This window comes from Aquabacterium parvum, assembly GCF_001447195.1.
Taxonomy (GTDB): Bacteria; Pseudomonadota; Gammaproteobacteria; order Burkholderiales; family Burkholderiaceae_C; genus Aquabacterium; species Aquabacterium parvum.
Genome location: NZ_LFRI01000392.1, coordinates 44642 through 61649, shown reverse-complemented (window position 1 = coordinate 61649; position 17008 = coordinate 44642). Strand labels below are relative to the sequence as shown.

Annotated in this window: 13 protein-coding genes; 9 read left to right on the top strand and 4 right to left on the bottom strand. The window is 66.3% G+C overall.

The window, feature by feature from the left end:
• The first annotated feature begins 147 nt into the window (after nt 1-147).
• Nucleotides 148-1059 (top strand): AEC family transporter, encoded by a 912-nt coding sequence (locus tag ABG80_RS16490; protein WP_058088720.1) that lies wholly within the window; start codon nt 148-150, stop codon nt 1057-1059.
• A gap of 14 nt (nt 1060-1073) precedes the next feature.
• On the opposite strand, the gene ABG80_RS16485 is transcribed toward ABG80_RS16490, so the two are convergent.
• Nucleotides 1074-1802 carry a hypothetical protein gene (locus ABG80_RS16485; protein WP_058088719.1) on the bottom strand — a complete coding sequence of 243 codons (729 nt, stop codon included), beginning with the start codon at nt 1800-1802 and terminating at the stop codon, nt 1074-1076.
• 152 nt (nt 1803-1954) lie between these two features.
• Between ABG80_RS16485 and ABG80_RS16480 the strand changes: the two genes are divergently transcribed.
• The 8 genes from ABG80_RS16480 to ABG80_RS16445 all read left to right on the top strand — a co-directional run bounded on the left by ABG80_RS16480 (nt 1955) and on the right by ABG80_RS16445 (nt 13161).
• Nucleotides 1955-2452: a GNAT family N-acetyltransferase gene (locus ABG80_RS16480; protein WP_058088718.1), complete on the top strand. Its 498-nt coding sequence runs from the start codon at nt 1955-1957 to the stop codon at nt 2450-2452.
• A gap of 220 nt (nt 2453-2672) precedes the next feature.
• A complete protein-coding gene (locus ABG80_RS16475; protein ID WP_058088717.1) occupies nt 2673-3344 on the top strand; it encodes a CerR family C-terminal domain-containing protein in 672 nt (223 codons plus the stop codon).
• Complete coding sequence (locus tag ABG80_RS16470; protein ID WP_058088716.1) at nt 3341-4357, top strand: HlyD family secretion protein; 1017 nt, start codon at nt 3341-3343, stop codon at nt 4355-4357. Before ABG80_RS16475 ends, ABG80_RS16470 begins: the two co-directional genes overlap by 4 nt.
• Nucleotides 4358-4361: 4 nt before the next feature.
• Complete coding sequence (rbbA, locus tag ABG80_RS16465; protein WP_058088715.1) at nt 4362-7193, top strand: ribosome-associated ATPase/putative transporter RbbA; 2832 nt, start codon at nt 4362-4364, stop codon at nt 7191-7193.
• Nucleotides 7194-7196: 3 nt separating this feature from the next.
• Nucleotides 7197-8336, top strand: coding sequence for an ABC transporter permease (locus ABG80_RS16460; protein WP_058088714.1), 1140 nt, complete (start codon nt 7197-7199; stop codon nt 8334-8336).
• Between the two features lie 34 nt (nt 8337-8370).
• Nucleotides 8371-10113, top strand: coding sequence for a PHA/PHB synthase family protein (locus ABG80_RS16455; protein ID WP_058088713.1), 1743 nt, complete (start codon nt 8371-8373; stop codon nt 10111-10113).
• A gap of 45 nt (nt 10114-10158) precedes the next feature.
• Nucleotides 10159-11583 carry a bifunctional enoyl-CoA hydratase/phosphate acetyltransferase gene (locus ABG80_RS16450; RefSeq protein WP_058088712.1) on the top strand — a complete coding sequence of 475 codons (1425 nt, stop codon included), beginning with the start codon at nt 10159-10161 and terminating at the stop codon, nt 11581-11583.
• 9 nt (nt 11584-11592) lie between these two features.
• On the top strand, nt 11593-13161 hold the full coding sequence (locus ABG80_RS16445) for a TolC family protein (RefSeq protein WP_058088711.1): 1569 nt from the start codon (nt 11593-11595) through the stop codon (nt 13159-13161).
• A gap of 124 nt (nt 13162-13285) precedes the next feature.
• Here ABG80_RS16445 and ilvC read toward each other — a convergent pair whose 3' ends face one another.
• The 3 genes from ilvC to ABG80_RS16430 all read right to left on the bottom strand — a co-directional run bounded on the left by ilvC (nt 13286) and on the right by ABG80_RS16430 (nt 16852).
• Nucleotides 13286-14302 (bottom strand): ketol-acid reductoisomerase, encoded by a 1017-nt coding sequence (gene ilvC / locus ABG80_RS16440; RefSeq protein ID WP_058088710.1) that lies wholly within the window; start codon nt 14300-14302, stop codon nt 13286-13288.
• 123 nt (nt 14303-14425) lie between these two features.
• The gene (gene ilvN / locus ABG80_RS16435; RefSeq protein WP_058088709.1) at nt 14426-14917 is read right to left on the bottom strand and encodes an acetolactate synthase small subunit; all 492 of its coding nucleotides are present in this window, start codon (nt 14915-14917) and stop codon (nt 14426-14428) included.
• Nucleotides 14918-15103: 186 nt separating this feature from the next.
• Entirely contained in the window at nt 15104-16852 is a 1749-nt protein-coding gene (locus ABG80_RS16430) for an acetolactate synthase 3 catalytic subunit (RefSeq protein WP_058088708.1), read from the bottom strand.
• Between the last annotated feature and the right edge of the window lie 156 nt (nt 16853-17008).

Sequence of the window (17008 nt, the reverse complement as noted above, 5' to 3'; positions counted from 1 at the left end):
ATTGGACAGGCTCACGTTGCCTCGCTGCAGTGGAAGGCAATGCTCGATGCGCGCGAATTGCTTGGGTGTGATCTCCATGTCGGGCAGTGTCCAGCATGATGCCCAGCGTTGCAATTAGTGTTAACAGCCCCTAGGCTCACGGGCACCATGATGGACCCGCTTTTGTTGCTGCCTGATTTCCTGTTGATTCTGGGAGGTTTCTGTCTGTGCCGTTACACGGCCTTCGGACGCCCCACCTGGGACGTGGTTGAACGCCTGGTCTACCACCTGCTGTTCCCGGCCCTGTTGTTCGCCTCGATCGTGCGCAGCCCCCTGCAGCCGGGCGATGCCGCCACCCTGGCAGGCGCTGGCGTCGGGCTGTGTTTGCTGGGCCTGTTGCTGGCAACCTGGCTGCGTCACCTGCCTGGCGTGGACGCGACGCTGCACGCCAGCGGGGCGCAGGTCGCGTTTCGATTCAACTCCTACATCGCGTTGGCGCTGGCCGATCGCCTGCTGGGCGCGCAGGGTGTCGCCCTGATCGCCATCCTGATCGCGTTGTGCGTGCCACTTTGCAATGCCGGAGCGGTCTGGAGCCTGGCCCGCCATGGCGGGCACAACACTTGGGCCGAGCTGGCTCGCAATCCTTTGATCATCGGCACCCTCAGTGGCCTGCTGGTGCGCGTGCTCGACATCCACCTGCCAGCGTGGTTGCTGGAAACGGTGGGGCGCATCGGTCAGGCTGCGCTGCCGCTGGGGCTGCTCGCCGTCGGTGCCGGCCTGAAGATGACCGGTTTGACGGCTGCGCCCGCCCTTGCGCTGGGCCTGCTGGGCATCAGGCACCTGCTGCTGCCGATCGCGGCCATCGGCCTGGCCTGGGTGCTGAAGCTGCCTCCCACAGAGCAGGCCATCCTGGTGGCCTTCGGGGCGCTGCCCACGGCCTCCAGCGCTTATGTGCTGGCGGTGCGAATGGGTGGCAACGGGCCGTTCGTGGCGGGCTTGATCACGGTGTCCACGCTGTTGGGCATGGCCACCGTGCCGCTGTGGATCGGCGCGCTGGCCTGGCTCAGGCCAGCGGGCTGACCAGGCTCAACCGTTCACTGGCCGCTTGCGTAGGCGCGGTTGATCTCGGCCATGGTCTGCTCCAGCTTGGCGGGCGTGCGCAGCGCAGGGTCGGTCTGGTTCTGCCATTCGCCGAAGGCGGTGGCGCGGCGGCGCATGTACTCGGTCTCGCGGTTCTGCGCGGCCATGCGGGTTTCGTCCTCGGGGTTGGGAACGATCGTGGCCAGCTGCGCCTGCCAGGCTTCGACGCGCTGGGTGCGACGGGCTTCATCGGGCTCGGCCTCGGCGATCAGCACGGCGCCCATCAGTGCGGCTTCCATGAGCGTGAATTCGCCCGTCTTGAGGCGGTCAGGCAGCTCCTTGAAGAGGCCCTCGGCCAGTTGCCGGCGCTCGCGGGCCTGCTTTTGCTCGTCCAGTCCCTGCCAGGCCTCGAAGGCACGGTGGTACTGAACATAGCTGACGATGCGGGCGGCCTCGGCCTTGGCGTTGGGCGCCTTGCTCAAGGCACCTTCCAGCGTGGATTGGTCTTCGGTGTTGACGGTGCCCCAGCGCGCATCGTTGAGGATGGAGGTCACGGGGGCGCCACCGCCAGCAGCGCCCGATGCCGAGGACCACTGCCACATGGAACCCGAAGCGCCAGGCGCGCCTGCCTCACCCGAGCCACCTTGGGGGGCAAGCGCCCACCAGGCCAATCCGCCAGCCACGGCCACTGCGGCCACGATGGCCACGCCAGTCCAGGAACGGTTCTTCTCGATCGTGATCATGGGAGTCAGGGGGAATGCTGCTGCGAGAGGCACGCAGGATACCCCCATGCCGCGCCCACCTCGCACCAGCGAACCCCGGATTACTACCAAGTTCCCCTTGGAACCAGTGGGCCATCGGACAGGCTTTACACAACGACACCTAGACTCCCGCCATGGACATCCGATCGATGACGCCCACGGACCTGGACCAAGTGCTCACCATCCAGCGACGCTGCTACCCACCGCAATACCACGAGCCGCTCGGCGCCTTCGAAAACAAGATCCGGCAATCCCCCAGGTCAGCCTGGCTGGCGGTCGAGGCAGAAATGGTCCTGGCCTACCTGGTGACCCTGCCGGTTGACGAAGACCATTTTCCGGCGCTGCACGCCGCCAACTGGGAGCCGCCTGCGCTGCCGAAATGGCTCTACCTGCACGACCTGGCGGTTGACCCCGACCACCGAGGCAGCGGTGCTGCGCAAGACCTGGTCCAGAGGGCGTTCGAGCACGCGCGTGCCTCGGGGCTGGCTGGACTGGCCCTGGTGGCAGTCCAGGGCTCGCAGCCGTATTGGCACAAGCAGGGCTTTCAAGCCCGTGAGGTCGACCACCCGGGCCTGCTGGCGAAGCTGCGATCGTTCGGCGCCGATGCGAGCTTCATGACCCTCGATTCATGACCCTCGGTTGACGCCCATCGTTGGGGCAGGCGTTTTTGTCAGCGGGGTTGATTCACGTCAAGTCATACGGTTGACTGACTTCGAGGCCGATGCAATGCTGCATCGCAACAAGCCTCGAACCATGTGTGCCCTGATCTCTTCAACCCATGCCTGCGGACCCAGCGCACGGCGCCCGGCCCCGCTGACCGAAACAGCGCGTGGGCTTCAGGCTCGCGAACGCATGTTGCGCGCTGCGCTGGAGCAGTTCGGTCGCCACGGCTTTGACGGCACCACCACGCGGATGATCGCCAGCGCCGCCGGCATGAACCTGGGCGCCATCCCCTACTACTTCGGCACCAAGGAAGAGCTCTACATCGAGGCCGCAGGCTTCCTGGCTGACGCCATCCAGGCGCGACAGCGCGAACCTCTGTTGATGTGGTGGGCTCGGGGCACCACAGGGGCTGCGAGCGAAATGCCCCGCGGGAACACCGCGGAACCCGCGGTTGCCGAACGAGACGCGCTGATCGAGCGGGTGGTGGCCTTCTTGTGCGATCAGGCCCGGGTGCTGCTCGCCGACGACTTCCCGGCGGAGTGGGTGCAGTTCTTCCTGAGGCTGCAGGCCGAGGAAGGGCCGGCGCTGGAGCGCCTGTTCAGCCAGGTCGTGGCGCCCATGCAGGACGCCGTCGAGGGCCTGGTGGCCCGCATCTGTGGCCGCGAGGCCTCGCACGCGCTGCCGCGCGCCATCACGTTCCTGGCTGCACACCAGGTGATGAGCCTGAGGCTGTCGGATGCCTTGCTGCTGCGCCGGCTCGGATGGGATCGCTTCACGCCCGAGCGCATCGACCAACTCCTTGACCTGATCGCCATCTCGCTGCGGGCCCAGCTCGCGGCGCTGGCGCCCCCTGCACCATGAACCGACGCACCCTGAACCGGACCTTGATCGCCGCCACCCTGGCCGCCGCCGTGGGCGTCGCCTGGTGGGTGAACACCCAGCGCGACCGCCTGCCCGATGGCATCCACCGAGGCAATGGCCGGGTGGAGGTCGAGCGCATCGAGGTCGCGGCCAAGTACCCGGGGCGCGTCATCGAACTGCCGGTGCGCGAGGGCGACCTGGTCAAGGCAGGCGACGTCATCGCACGGCAGGACCCGACCGACCTGCTGGCCCAACGTGCCGCCGTGGAAGCCGCCCGCGATCGAGCCTCCCAGGCCATGCAGCGCGCGGGCGCCGAAACCGAGGTGCGCAAGGTGCAGGCGCGCATCGCACAACTGGAGCTGGACCACGCGACGCGGCTCAAGCAGGATGCGCTGGTCTCAGGCGCTGAGGTGGAGCGGCGCACGGCCCAGCGCGACGGCGAGCAAGCGGGCGTCCAGGTGGCCCGCGCAGCCATTGGTGAAGCCACCGCTGCGCGCGCCGAGGCCGAAGCCCAGATCAGGCGCTTGAACGTGGCACTGGATGACCTGGTGCTGCGCGCGCCGGTGGCCGGCCGCATCGAGTACCGCGTGGTCGAGCCGGGCTCGGTCATCCCCTCGGGGGGACGTGTGGCCACGCTGCTGAACACGTCCGAGGTGCACATGACGCTGTTCCTGCCGACCGACGTGGCGGGCGGACTCAAGCTGGGTGACGAGGCCCGCATCGTGCTGGACGCGGCGCCGCAGTTCGTCATCCCGGCGGTGGTGTCCTTCGTTGCTTCGGAGGCGCAGTTCACGCCCAAGTACGTGGAGACGGCAGCTGAGCGCGAGAAGCTGGTTTTTCGCGTCAAGCTCAAGGTGGCACCTGAGCTGGCCCGCCGCCATGCGCCCCATGTGAAAGCGGGGCTGACCGGGTATGGGCATGTGCGCAGCGATGCCAGCAAGCCCTGGCCAGCATCGCTGATGGTGAGGCTGCCCGCTGAGCGGGCTGGTCCAAGCGATCATCAACCGCGTTGACAGCATGAGTCACCCCAGTGAGATCGCCATCGCCGTGGATGTGCGAGACCTTGGCCACCGATACGGTGACACCCGGGCGCTTGAACATGTCAGCCTGCAACTGCCCGCAGGGCGCACCATCGCGCTGGTGGGGCCGGACGGCGTCGGCAAGTCGACCTTGCTGTCGCTCATCGCCGGCGTGAAGGTGATCCAGCATGGCCGTGTCCACGTGCTGGGTGAAGACCTGTCCAGTGCGTCGGCACGCGCCCGCTTGTCGCCTCGCGTGGCTTTCATGCCGCAGGGCCTGGGCCGCAACCTCTACCCGACGCTGTCGGTGGCCGAGAACATCGACTTCTTTGCGCGGCTGTTCGGCCAGGGCGCGGCCGAGCGCGAGGCGCGCATCCAGCGGCTGCTCGACGCCACGGGCCTGGCGCCCTTTCGCGATCGGCCTGCGGGCAAGTTGTCCGGTGGCATGAAGCAGAAACTCGGCCTGTGTTGCTCGCTGGTGCACGACCCCGATCTGCTCATCCTCGATGAGCCCACCACGGGCGTGGACCCGCTGTCACGGCGGCAGTTCTGGGCCCTGGTCGAAGCCCTGCGCGCCGAGCGCCCCGGCATGACGGTGATCGTGGCGACGGCCTACATGGAAGAGGCCGAACGCTTCGAGCACCTGGTGGCCATGAACGCAGGGCAGGTGCTGGTGTTCGACCGCACCGAGAACGTGCTGGCGCGCACGCCGCAGCACACGCTTGAAGCGGCCTACATCGAGTTGCTGCCGGAGGATGCGCGTGGCAGCAGCGAGCCGCTGATCATCCCGCCTCGCCCCGCAGCGGATGGGCCGCCCGCCATCGAGGCCCAGGGCCTGACGCGCCGCTTCGGTGACTTCATCGCCGTGGACAACGTGAGCTTTCGCATCGAGCGTGGCGAGATCTTCGGCTTCCTGGGCTCGAACGGTTGCGGCAAGACGACGACCATGAAGATGCTCACGGGGCTGCTGGACATCAGCTCGGGCTCGGCACAGTTGCTGGGCGCGCCCATCGACCCACGCAACCTCGAGACGCGCATGAAGGTGGGCTACATGTCGCAGGCCTTCTCTCTGTATGACGAGCTGAGCGTTCGGCAGAACCTGGTGCTGCACGCGCGCCTGTATCGCATGGAAGGTGATGTGGCCGAGCACGCCATCGGCGACGCACTGCAGCGCTTCGACCTGAGCGAACACGCCGAGGCCCGGCCCAGCGAGCTGTCGCTGGGCATCCGCCAACGCCTGCAACTGGCCGCTGCCTGCCTGCACAAACCCGAGGTGCTGATCCTCGATGAGCCCACCTCGGGCGTTGACCCGGCCGCGCGTGACCTGTTCTGGCGTCAGCTCGTGCAGCTGTCCAGGCAAGAGCAGGTCACCATCTTCGTGTCGACCCATTTCATGAACGAGGCCGAGCGATGTGACCGCATCTCGCTGATGCACCGAGGGCGGGTGCTGGCCGTGGGTTCGCCCCAGGCGCTGCAGCAAGCTCAAGGCGCCACGTCGCTGGAAGACGCCTTCGTGGCGCACCTGCAGGCGGCCGACACGACGGTGCAGGCGGCCCAGATGGCGGCCACGGCTCGCACGCCAGCCGCGCCTGCACAGAACACCCTCGCTGCCTCCCATGCGCCTGGTCCGACCTCGTTGCATGCTCAGGATGCCGCCGACACTTTGAGAAGCTCGGTGCGTGCGATGCGCGAGCGCACGCTGCTCGACTGGTGGGCCCGCACCTGGGCTTTCGCGCGCCGCGAGGCCATGGAACTCAAGCGCGACCCGATCCGCCTGACCTTCGCCCTGCTGGGTCCGATCATCCTGCTGGTCACGGCAGCGTGGAGCATCTCCTTCGACATCCAGAAGGCCAGCTTCACCGTGCTCGACCGCGACCAGACGCACGACAGCAGGCAGCTGGTCGAGCACTTCGAGGGCTCGCGCTACTTTCAACGCAAAGGCTCGGTGCAGACGATCGAAGACGGCGATGCCCTGCTGCGCGCACACGAGGTGGTGCTGGTGATCGAGATTCCGCCGGGTTTCGGGCGCGACCTTGTCCAAGGACGGCGCCCCGATGTGGCCCTGTACATCGATGGCGCACAGACCTTCACCGCCGAGAACGTTCGCGGTTATGCCCGAGGCATCCTGCTGGAGCACGCCATGCGCTTCGCACAGGAAACCCCGGGTCTGAAGGTGCCGACCTTGCCCGCGCGCCTGGAGCCCCGCTTTTCGTACAACCAGGCCTTTCGCAGCATCTACGCCTCCACACCAGGCCTTCTGATGCTGTGCCTGATCATCATCCCGGCCATGCTGACAGCGCTGGGCGTGGTGCGCGAGAAAGAGATGGGCTCCATCCTCAACCTCTATGCCTCGCCGGCCAGCGTGGGGCAGTTCCTGGTGGGCAAGCAACTGCCCTACATCTGCCTGGCCATGCTGAGCTACCTCAGCCTGGTGTTCCTGACCATCGTGGTGCTGCAGGTGCCGCTCAAGGGCAACTTCTTTGCGCTGAGCCTGGGGGCGCTGTGCTTCGTCTTCGCCACCACGGCGCTGGGCCTGCTGATCTCGGCCTTTTTGAAGTCGCAGGTGGCGGCCACCTTCGCCACGGCCATCGTCTGCCTGATCCCCTCCATCAACTTTTCGGGCCTGCTGTATCCGGTGTCCACGCTCACGGGTGCGGCGCTTTGGGTGGGCCAGGGCTTTCCGGCCTCGTGGTTCCAGCTCATCAGCCTGGGCAGCTTCACCAAGGGCCTGAGTTTTGACAGCTTCGGACCCATGTACGCGGCGCTGCTGGCTTTCGGCCTGGGCTACCTGGCGTTGGCGCGGCTGGCTGTGCGCAAGCAGGAGGCTTGAGACATGGGGCACGACACCCGCCAATGGCTGCTCAACGTCGCCAAGCTGTCGGCGAAAGAGCTGCGCAGCCTGCTGGGCGACCTGCCCCTGGTCGCGCTGATCCTGTTTGCGTTCACGATCTCGGTCTACACGACGGCCAAGGGCGTCAAGGCCGAGGTCTCGCACGCCTCGGTGGGCTGGATCGATGCCGACCAGTCGGCGCTGTCCATGCGACTGCGCGACGCCATCCGCGCGCCCTATTTCCAGCCACCGCGAGACATCACCACGCAGCAGGCCGGCCCGGCGCTGGACCGCGGCGACGTCATCTTCGTCATCGACGTGCCGCCGCATTTCGAGGCCGACGTGCTGGCCGGGCGCGCGCCCGCCATCCAGGTCACCGTGGACGCCACGGCCATGACGCAGGCGGGCCTGGGGGTGGCCTACCTCAATGAGGTCTTCCTGCAAGAGCTGCTCGGCTACTTCCACCAACAGGGCATCGACAGCCTGCTGCCTGCCCGCCCTGTCATCCACCTCGAGTTCAACCCCAACAACCAGTCGCACTGGTTCACCTCGGTGATGCTCATCATCACCAACATCACGGTGCTGGCCATCATCCTGGTGGGCGCAGCCGTCATCCGCGAGCGCGAACACGGCACCATCGAGCACCTGCTGGTGATGCCGGTGCGCCCCTCTGAAATCGCAATGGCCAAAATCCTCGCCAATGGCGGTGTGATCCTGCTGGCGGTGTGGCTGTCGCTGATGTTCGTGGTGCGGGGCTGGCTGGGCGTGCCGCTGCTGGGCTCGATCACCTTGTTCCTGCTTGGGACAGCGGCCTACCTGTTTGCCGTGACCTCGCTGGGCGTGCTGCTGGCCACGGTCACCTCGTCGATGCCGCAATTCGGTTTGCTGGCCGCACCGGTCTACGTCGTGCTGTACCTGCTCTCGGGCGCTGCCACGCCGGTCGAGAGCATGCCCGAGCTGATGCAGGGCGTGGTGCAGGTCTCGCCCACCACGCAGTTCGTCAAACTCACCCACGCCGTGCTGTACCGCGGCGCGGGCCTGGACATCGTCTGGCCGCAACTGCTCGCCGTCTCTGTGGCCGGGGCGGTCTTCCTCTTCATCGCGTTGTCGCGATTCCGTTCGATGCTGGCGCGGCAAGGCTGAAGCCGGCATCGTCAGCACAAGCCTGGAGCAAACCATGAGCGAATGCCCCCCGAAAGACATGAGCTGGAACGACTGGGTCCGCGCGCTGGACCGCCAGGTGCATGGCGACATCGGCCAGTTGATGAGCGGCATCTCGCCCATCCAGACCACGCTGGTCTACCTGGACTGGCTCTCGCACCTGATGATCTCGCCAGGCAAGCAGCTCGACCTCATCAAGCAGACCGCAGAAGACCTGAGTGCAGCCGTCACCAACCCGGCTCATGCGCACCTGGGCACCGACCCCCAGGGCCGGCCCTCAGACCTGCCCGACCGTCGCTTTGCCAGCGAGGGCTGGCAGCAATGGCCTTTCAACGCCTGGTCTCAGGGCTTTCACATCCTCGAGCGGGCCTGGCACCGCGCCACCCATGGCGTGCCGGGACTGAACCACCGCCACCAGGACATCGCCGCTTTCGCCGCCCGCCAGTGGCTCGACGTCTTCAACCCGGCCAACATCCCCTGGCTGAACCCGGACGTCATCTCCACCACCGCCCGCGAAGGCGGCATGAACCTCGTGCGCGGTGCCGCCAACTGGGCCGATGACCTGCAGCGCATCGCGCGCAACCTGCCGCCCGCTGGGGCAGAGGCCTTCAAGCCGGGCGAGAACGTGGCCATCACGCCAGGCAGGGTCGTGTTTCGCAACGACCTCATCGAGCTGATCCAGTACAGCCCCACCACCGAGACCGTGCACCCCGAACCCGTGCTCATCGTGCCGGCCTGGATCATGAAGTACTACATCCTCGACCTGGCGCCACACAACTCGCTGGTCAAGCACCTGGTTGACCAAGGCCACACGGTGTTCATGATTTCCTGGAAGAACCCCACGGAGGACGACCGCTGCAAGGGCCTGGACGACTACCGCCAGGATGGCGTGATGGCCGCGCTCGACACCATCGGCCGCATCGTGCCCGGCCAGAAGGTGCACGCCACCGGCTATTGCCTGGGCGGCACGCTGCTGATGATCGCCGCCGCCACCATGGGCCGCGAAAAGGACGATCGCCTCGCGTCGATGACGCTGTTCGCCGCGCAGGGCGACTTCACCGAGGCCGGCGAGCTGCTCATGTTCATCAACGAGAGCGAGGTCGAGCTCATCGAGTCGATGATGGCTCAGCAGGGCTACCTCAAGGGCTCGCAGATGGCTGGCACCTTCCAGCTGCTGCACGCCGACGACCTGATCTGGTCGCGCGCGCTCAAGAACTACATGCTCGGCCAGCGTGACCGCCCCAACGACTTGATGGCCTGGAACGCCGACACCACGCGCATGCCTTACCGCATGCATTCGGAGTACCTGCACAAGCTCTTCTTGCACAACGACCTGGCCGGTGGCCGCTACGAGGTCGATGGCCGCCCCATCTGGTTCACCGACATCCATGTGCCCTGCTTCGCAGTGGGCACCGTGACCGACCACGTCGCGCCCTGGAAGTCCGTCTACAAGCTGCACCTGCTGCCGCTGGACATCACCTTCGTGCTCACCAGCGGCGGCCACAACGCCGGCATCGTCAGCGAGCCCGGGCACAAGGGCCGCCACTTCCAGGTTCACCACCGCCCACCCACCGAAGCCTACGTCTCGCCCGAGCGCTGGCAGGCCGAGGTGCCCCACACAGAAGGCTCTTGGTGGCCCACATGGCAGGCTTGGCTGGCCACTCACTCGGGGACGCGCCAAGCGCCTCCGCCCATGGGCGTGCCGGGCCGCAAGCAGAAGCTGCCCGACGCACCAGGCCACTATGTCAAGCAAGCCTGACCCTCGCGCAAGCAGACAAGCGAGCAAACAGCCAAGGCCGAGACCATGAGCACGCCCGACACCCCCCGGCTGCTGGAAAACCGCTGCTACGACGAACTCGCCATCGGCGAGTCGGCCAGCCTCACCCGCACACTGACTCAGCAGGACATCGAGCTCTTCGCGCTGCTCAGCGGGGACGTCAACCCCGCGCACCTGGACGAGGCCTACGCCCGCGAGACGCCCTTTCACAAGGTCATCGCGCACGGCATGTGGGGTGGCACCCTCATTTCCACGGTGCTGGGCACGCGCCTGCCCGGCCCGGGCACCATCTACGTCAAACAGTCGCTGGCCTTCGTGCGGCCGGTGGGGCTGGGCGACGTGGTCACCGTCACCGTGACGGTGAAGCACAAGCTCGAGAACCACCGCGTCGTCCTCGACTGCCTGTGCAGCAACCAGGCCGGCAAGCCCGTCATCACCGGCGAGGCCGAGGTCATCGCGCCCGACGTGAAGGTGTGCCGCCCTGCCGCCCCCCTGCCTGAACTGCAGCTGCGTCACCACGAGGGTTTCACGCGGTTGATGCAACGTGTGCAAGACCTGAGGCCCATGCGCTGCGCCGTCATCCACCCGCTCGAGGCCACGGCCTTGCAAGCCGCCATGCAGGCCCAACGTGCCGGCCTGATCGAACCTTGGCTCGTGGGGCCGCGTGCTGACATCGAAGCCCTTGCGCAGACCCACGGCATCGACCTCTCGCCTGCACGCTGGCAGGACGGCGGCCCTGCTCAGAACCGAGCACCTGATGCAAGCACCAGCCTGCGCGAGGGACTGCAACTGATCCACCTAGGCAAAGCCGAGGTGCTGATGCAAGGCGCCGTGCCCACCCGTGAATTGCTGCAGGCCCTCATGGCTCGTGAAGGTGGGCTGCGTGCCACCCGCCGGATCAGCCATGCCTTCATCGCCGACGTGCCAGGCCGAGACGAGCCCCTGCTCATCACCGACGCCGCCCTCAACATCCAGCCCACCCTCGAAGCCAAACGCGACATCGCCCAGAACGCCATGGACCTGGCCCTGCAGATGGGACTGAGCCCACGCCTGGCGGTGCTCTCGGCCGCCAACGAGCCTGGCAGCACACTGACGTCGTCGGTGGACGCCCTGGCCCTGTGCAAACTGGCACAGCAAGGCCAGGTCACGGGTGGCCTCGTCGATGGCCCCCTGCCCTTCGATGCCGCCATCAGCCCGGAAGCCGCTCGGGTGCGACACGCCGATTCGCTCGTGGCGGGCCAGGCCAACGTGCTGCTCGTGCCCAACCTCGAAACCGGCGACATGCTGGTCAAGCAGCTGATCCACCTGGCCCACGCCGACGTGGCCGGCATCGTGCTGGGCGCCCAAGTGCCCGTGATCCTGCACAGCGCAACCGACACACCGCGCACACGCCTGGCGTCGGCCGCACTCGCATTGCTGCAGGCCCGCACCACCACCGCATCGAAGACCTGAACCTGAACCATGCATCAGCCACTTCAAGCCCTTGCGCCCCTCATCAGGCGTCCATTCCTGCCGCTCACCATCGGCGCATGGCTGCTGACCCTCACGGCCTGCACCACCATCGAAGTGAACTTGCCCCCTGGCCAGGTCCACGCTCCCGATCGCTTCACGCAAGTCAAGCCAGCCCCCCCCACCGATGACGAGCCGACTGACCTCTCTCGCTGGTGGCAAGGCATCCCCGATCCGACCCTGCATGCGCTGATCGAAAAAGGCCTGACCGCCAACGCCGACGTGCGCATCGCTGCGGCGCGCGTTCGCGAAGCCCGGGCCGTCGTCACCCAGGCCGAATCGGCCCTCTACCCCACCCTGGCCGCACTGGGCTATGCCGGACGCACCCAGCAGAACGAGGCGGGCGTGCAAACACCCAGCCAAGTGCAAGCGCCCACGTCGGTGCCAGGCCTGCCCTTGCCCCTGCCTAACCTGCCCCCCATCAGCCTGCCCAGCATCAACGCGCCCAAGCTGCCCATCAGCGCCTACAGCGGGCATGGCTTCGCGGCCACCTGGGAAGTCGACATCTTCGGCTCGCGCCGCAGCGACGCAGAAGCCGCCCGCAGCGCGGCCCTGGCCAACGAAGAGCGCCTGCACGGCGCCCAGTTGATGGTGGCTGGCGACATCGCCGCCAACTACGTCGAGGCGCGCAGCCTGGAGCGACGCATCGGCGTGCTCCAGCGCACCATCTCGCAGGCCGAGCGACTGCAACGCTACGCACAGGGTCGCTTCGACGCGGGCCAGGCCACGCGCTACGACGTCGACCGCGTGAGCGCGCAAGTGCAAGCCCTGCGCGGTGGCGCCGCCCCCCTGCAGACCTTGCTGCAATCGCGCCTGCGCCGCATGGCCGTGCTGACCGGTCAGGCACCTGAGCAGCTGCCCCAACTGCCCGCCCCCACCGCCCAGGCCCCCGCAGACGGCAGCGCCATCCCATCGAAGCTGCCCGCCGTGCTGCCCTCCGACGTGCTGGAGCGCCGCCCGGACGTGCGCGGCACCGCGCAGCTCGTGCGGGCCCGCGCGGCCCAACTTGGCAGCGCCAAGGCCGACCTGCTGCCGCGCTTTTACCTGGGCTTCCTGGCCAACGACGGTCGCATCGAGATTGGCGACCTCGGCGCCTCGGGCCGCTTCACCTCCTGGGGCGCAGGCTTGTACCTGCCCATCTTCGAGGCCGGCCGCATCCGCGCGCGCATCCGTGCCTCCGACGCCCAGCTGGAAGCCGCCATCGCTCAGCACGAGCAGACCGTGCTCACCGCGCTGGAAGACGTCGAGAACGCCTACGGCACCCGTCGTGCGCTGGATCAACGCTCCACTCAATTGCAATCGGCCTGGCTGACTGCAGATCAGGGCGCACGGCACGCCCAACGCCTCTTCGATGAAGGCAGCGGCCTGCTTCAGGGTGCCATCGAAGCCCGACTCTCTGCCCTGCAACGCGAAGACGAGCTCATCCAGGCAGAAACCGCGCGCGCCCTCGTCACCGTGGCCTTGTACAAAGCCGTCGGTGGCGGGTGGTCGGATCAACCCGCGCAGGACGCCAAACCTTAGTTGGCCATGCGGCATGACGCCGTGGCTGAATCAAGGCGCCCATCGACGCCCTCACGCCCACCCAAACAAACAGGCCGCGAAGGTTGCCCCTCGCGGCCTGCTTTGAAGATCAGATCAATTCAGATCAGTTCTTCGACTGGTCAACCAGCTTGTTCTTGGCGATCCAGGGCATCATGGCGCGCAGCTCGGCACCCACGGTCTCGATCGGGTGCACGGCGTTCAGGCGACGGCGAGCGGTCATGCTCGGGTAGTTCGTGCGGCCTTCCAGGATGAACATCTTGGCGTATTCGCCGGTCTGGATGCGCTTCAGAGCAGCGCGCATGGCTTCGCGCGACTTCTCGTTGATCACTTCCGTGCCCGTCACGTACTCGCCGTATTCGGCGTTGTTCGAGATCGAGTAGTTCATGTTGGCGATGCCGCCTTCGTACATGAGGTCAACGATCAGCTTGAGCTCGTGCAGGCACTCGAAGTAGGCCATTTCCGGAGCATAACCAGCTTCGGTCAGGGTCTCGAAGCCCATCTTCACCAGCTCGACAGCGCCACCGCACAGCACGGCTTGTTCGCCGAACAGGTCGGTTTCGGTTTCTTCGCGGAAGTTGGTCTCGATCACGCCACCCTTGGTGCCGCCGTTGGCAGCCGCGTAGGACAGGGCGATGTCACGGGCCTTGCCCGACTTGTCCTGGTACACAGCGATCAGCGAAGGCACGCCGCCGCCCTTGAGGTACTCGGAGCGCACGGTGTGGCCGGGGCCCTTGGGGGCGACCATGATCACGTCCAGGTCAGCACGGGGCACGACCTGGTTGTAGTGCACGTTGAAGCCGTGGGCGAAGGCCAGGGTGGCGCCTTGCTTGATGTTCGGGGCGACGTTGTTGTTGTACACCTCGGGGATGTTCTCGTCGGGCAGCAGGATCATGACGACATCGGCGCCCTTGACGGCGTCGTTGACTTCAGCGACCTTGATGCCAGCGGCTTCCACCTTGGACCAGGAAGCGCCGCCCTTGCGCAGGCCAACGGTCACGTTGACGCCGGAATCGCGCAGGTTCTGGGCGTGGGCATGGCCTTGCGAGCCGTAACCGATGATGGCGACGTTCTTGCCCTTGATCAGGCTCAGGTCGGCGTCCTTGTCGTAATAGACCTTCATGGGGTTCTCCGTAAGTCTCGGGCCGGTTGCGCACCGGCCTCGGTTCAGTGAGGGGTCAAAGAAAAGCGGGAAAATTCAGACGTTTGCACGCAAGCCGTCAAGCCTGCAGGCAGCCAAGCGTCATCACACGCGCAGGATGCGCTCGCCGCGCCCGATCCCGCTGGTCCCGGTGCGCACGGTTTCAAGGATGGCAGCGCGGTCGATCGCTTCGATGAAAGCGTCGAGCTTGGCAGCGTCGCCAGTGAGTTCGATGGTGTAGGTTTTGTCGGTGACGTCGATGATGCGACCGCGGAAAATGTCGGCCATGCGCTTCATCTCTTCACGCTCCTTGCCCACGGCGCGAACCTTGATGAGCATGAGTTCGCGCTCGGTGTAGGGGCCTTCGGACAGGTCCACCACCTTGACCACTTCGATGAGGCGGTTGAGGTGCTTGGTGATCTGCTCGATGACGTCGTCGGAGCCGGTGGTCACGATGGTCATGCGCGACAGCGAGGGGTCTTCGGTGGTGGCCACCGTCAGGCTCTCGATGTTGTAGCCACGGGCCGAGAACAGTCCCACCACGCGGGACAGGGCTCCGGCTTCGTTTTCCAGCAGCAGGGCAATGATGTGTTTCATGTTGATCGTCCTGGCAAGGCTCCTGGGTCATCGGGGCGGTAACCCCGGCGCTGTGGCCTCGCGGTTCGATGTGATTCGGTTGTGTCGTTCAGCCCGGTCGCTGCGGTCTGCCACCCGATGCGGGCGCCGGCAAGCGCCCGTCTGTGGCAGCCTGGGTCGGCCAGGCTCTCGTCTCGTTTCAGTGGATCAGAGGTCTTCCGAGCCCAGCAGCATCTCGGAGATGCCTTTGCCGGCCTGCACCATCGGCCACACGTTCTCGGTGGGGTCGGTGCGGATGTCCAGGAACACCGAGCGGTCCTTGAGCTTGATGGCTTCGCGCAGCGCGCCTTCCACGTCGGACGGGCGCTCGATCAGCATGCCGACGTGGCCATAGGCCTCGGCGAGCTTGACGAAGTCGGGCAACGCGTCCATGTAGGAGTGCGAGTAGCGGCTGCCGTAGTCCAGCTGCTGCCACTGGCGCACCATGCCCAGGTAGCGGTTGTTGAGCGACAGCACCTTGACGGGCGTGCGGTACTGCAGGCAGGTCGAGAGCTCCTGGATGCACATCTGGATCGAGCCTTCGCCGGTGATGCAGAACACATCGGCGTCGGGCTTGGCCAGCTTGATGCCCATGGCGTAAGGCAGGCCCACGCCCATGGTGCCCAAACCACCGGAGTTGATCCAGCGGCGCGGCTCTTCGAACTTGCTGTACTGGGCCGCGAACATCTGGTGCTGGCCCACGTCCGAGGTGATGTAGTAGTCGGTGCCAGCGGTCAGCTCGGCCAGCTTCTGCACCACGTACTGAGGCTTGATGACCTCATTCGAAGTCTTGAACTTCAGGCAGTCGCGCTTCTTCCACTCGTTGACCTGGTTCCACCAGGCAGCCAGCGCGTTCTGGTCCGGCTTGACCTGCGACTCCTTGATCTGGGCGATCATCTCGATCAGCACGTCCTTGACGTCACCGACGATGGGGATGTCGACTTTCACGCGCTTGGAGATCGAAGACGGGTCGATGTCGATGTGGATGATCTTGCGCTCGACCTGGGCAAAGTGCTTGGGGTTGCCGATCACGCGGTCGTCGAAGCGGGCGCCCACGGCGATCACCACGTCGGCGTTCTGCATGGTCATGTTGGCTTCGTACGTGCCATGCATGCCCAGCATGCCCAGGAAGGTCTTGTCGGACGCGGGGATGGCGCCCAGGCCCATCAGGGTGCTGGTGCTGGGGTAGCCCAGCATGTTGACCAGTTCACGCAGCTCGTTGGAGGCCTCGCCCAGGATCACGCCGCCACCGGTGTAGATGTAGGGGCGCTTGGCGCCCAGCAGCAGCTGCACGGCCTTGCGGATCTGACCGCCATGGCCCTTGCGAACCGGGTTGTACGAGCGCATTTCCACCGACTCGGGGTAGTGGAAGGCGGTGGTCTTGAGCGAGACGTCCTTGGGCACGTCCACCACCACGGGGCCAGGGCGGCCGGTGCGGGCGATGTGGAAGGCCTTCTTCATGGTCGCGGCCAGCTCGGACACGTCCTTGACAAGGAAGTTGTGCTTGACGATGGGGCGGGTGATGCCGACTGTGTCGCATTCCTGGAAGGCGTCCAGGCCGATGGCCGGGGTGGGCACCTGACCCGTGATGATCACCATCGGGATCGAGTCCATGTAGGCGGTGGCGATGCCGGTGATGGCATTCGTCACACCCGGGCCCGAGGTGACCAGGGCGACGCCGACGTCGCCGGTGGCACGGGCGTAGCCGTCGGCAGCGTGAACGGCGGCCTGTTCGTGGCGCACGAGCACGTGCTCGATGGTGTCTTGTTTGTACAGCGCGTCGTAGATGTACAGCACGGCGCCACCGGGGTAGCCCCACATGTACTTGACGCCTTCTGCCTGCAGGCAGCGCACGAGGATTTCAGAGCCGTTGATGACGTCGCCGGTGTTGGCGATCGCGGCTTGGGACATTTCCATGATGGAAGAACCTTTCAGAATTTCTCTAACGAAAAACGATCGGTGCCCCTCTACACCGACGCGCCCCGCATCAAAAATGCATGGGGAACGGCAGCAGCACTGCGACCACGGATGGCCGTGTGCTCGCCCTTGTGAGGCGGATTTGGAGCCTGCGCG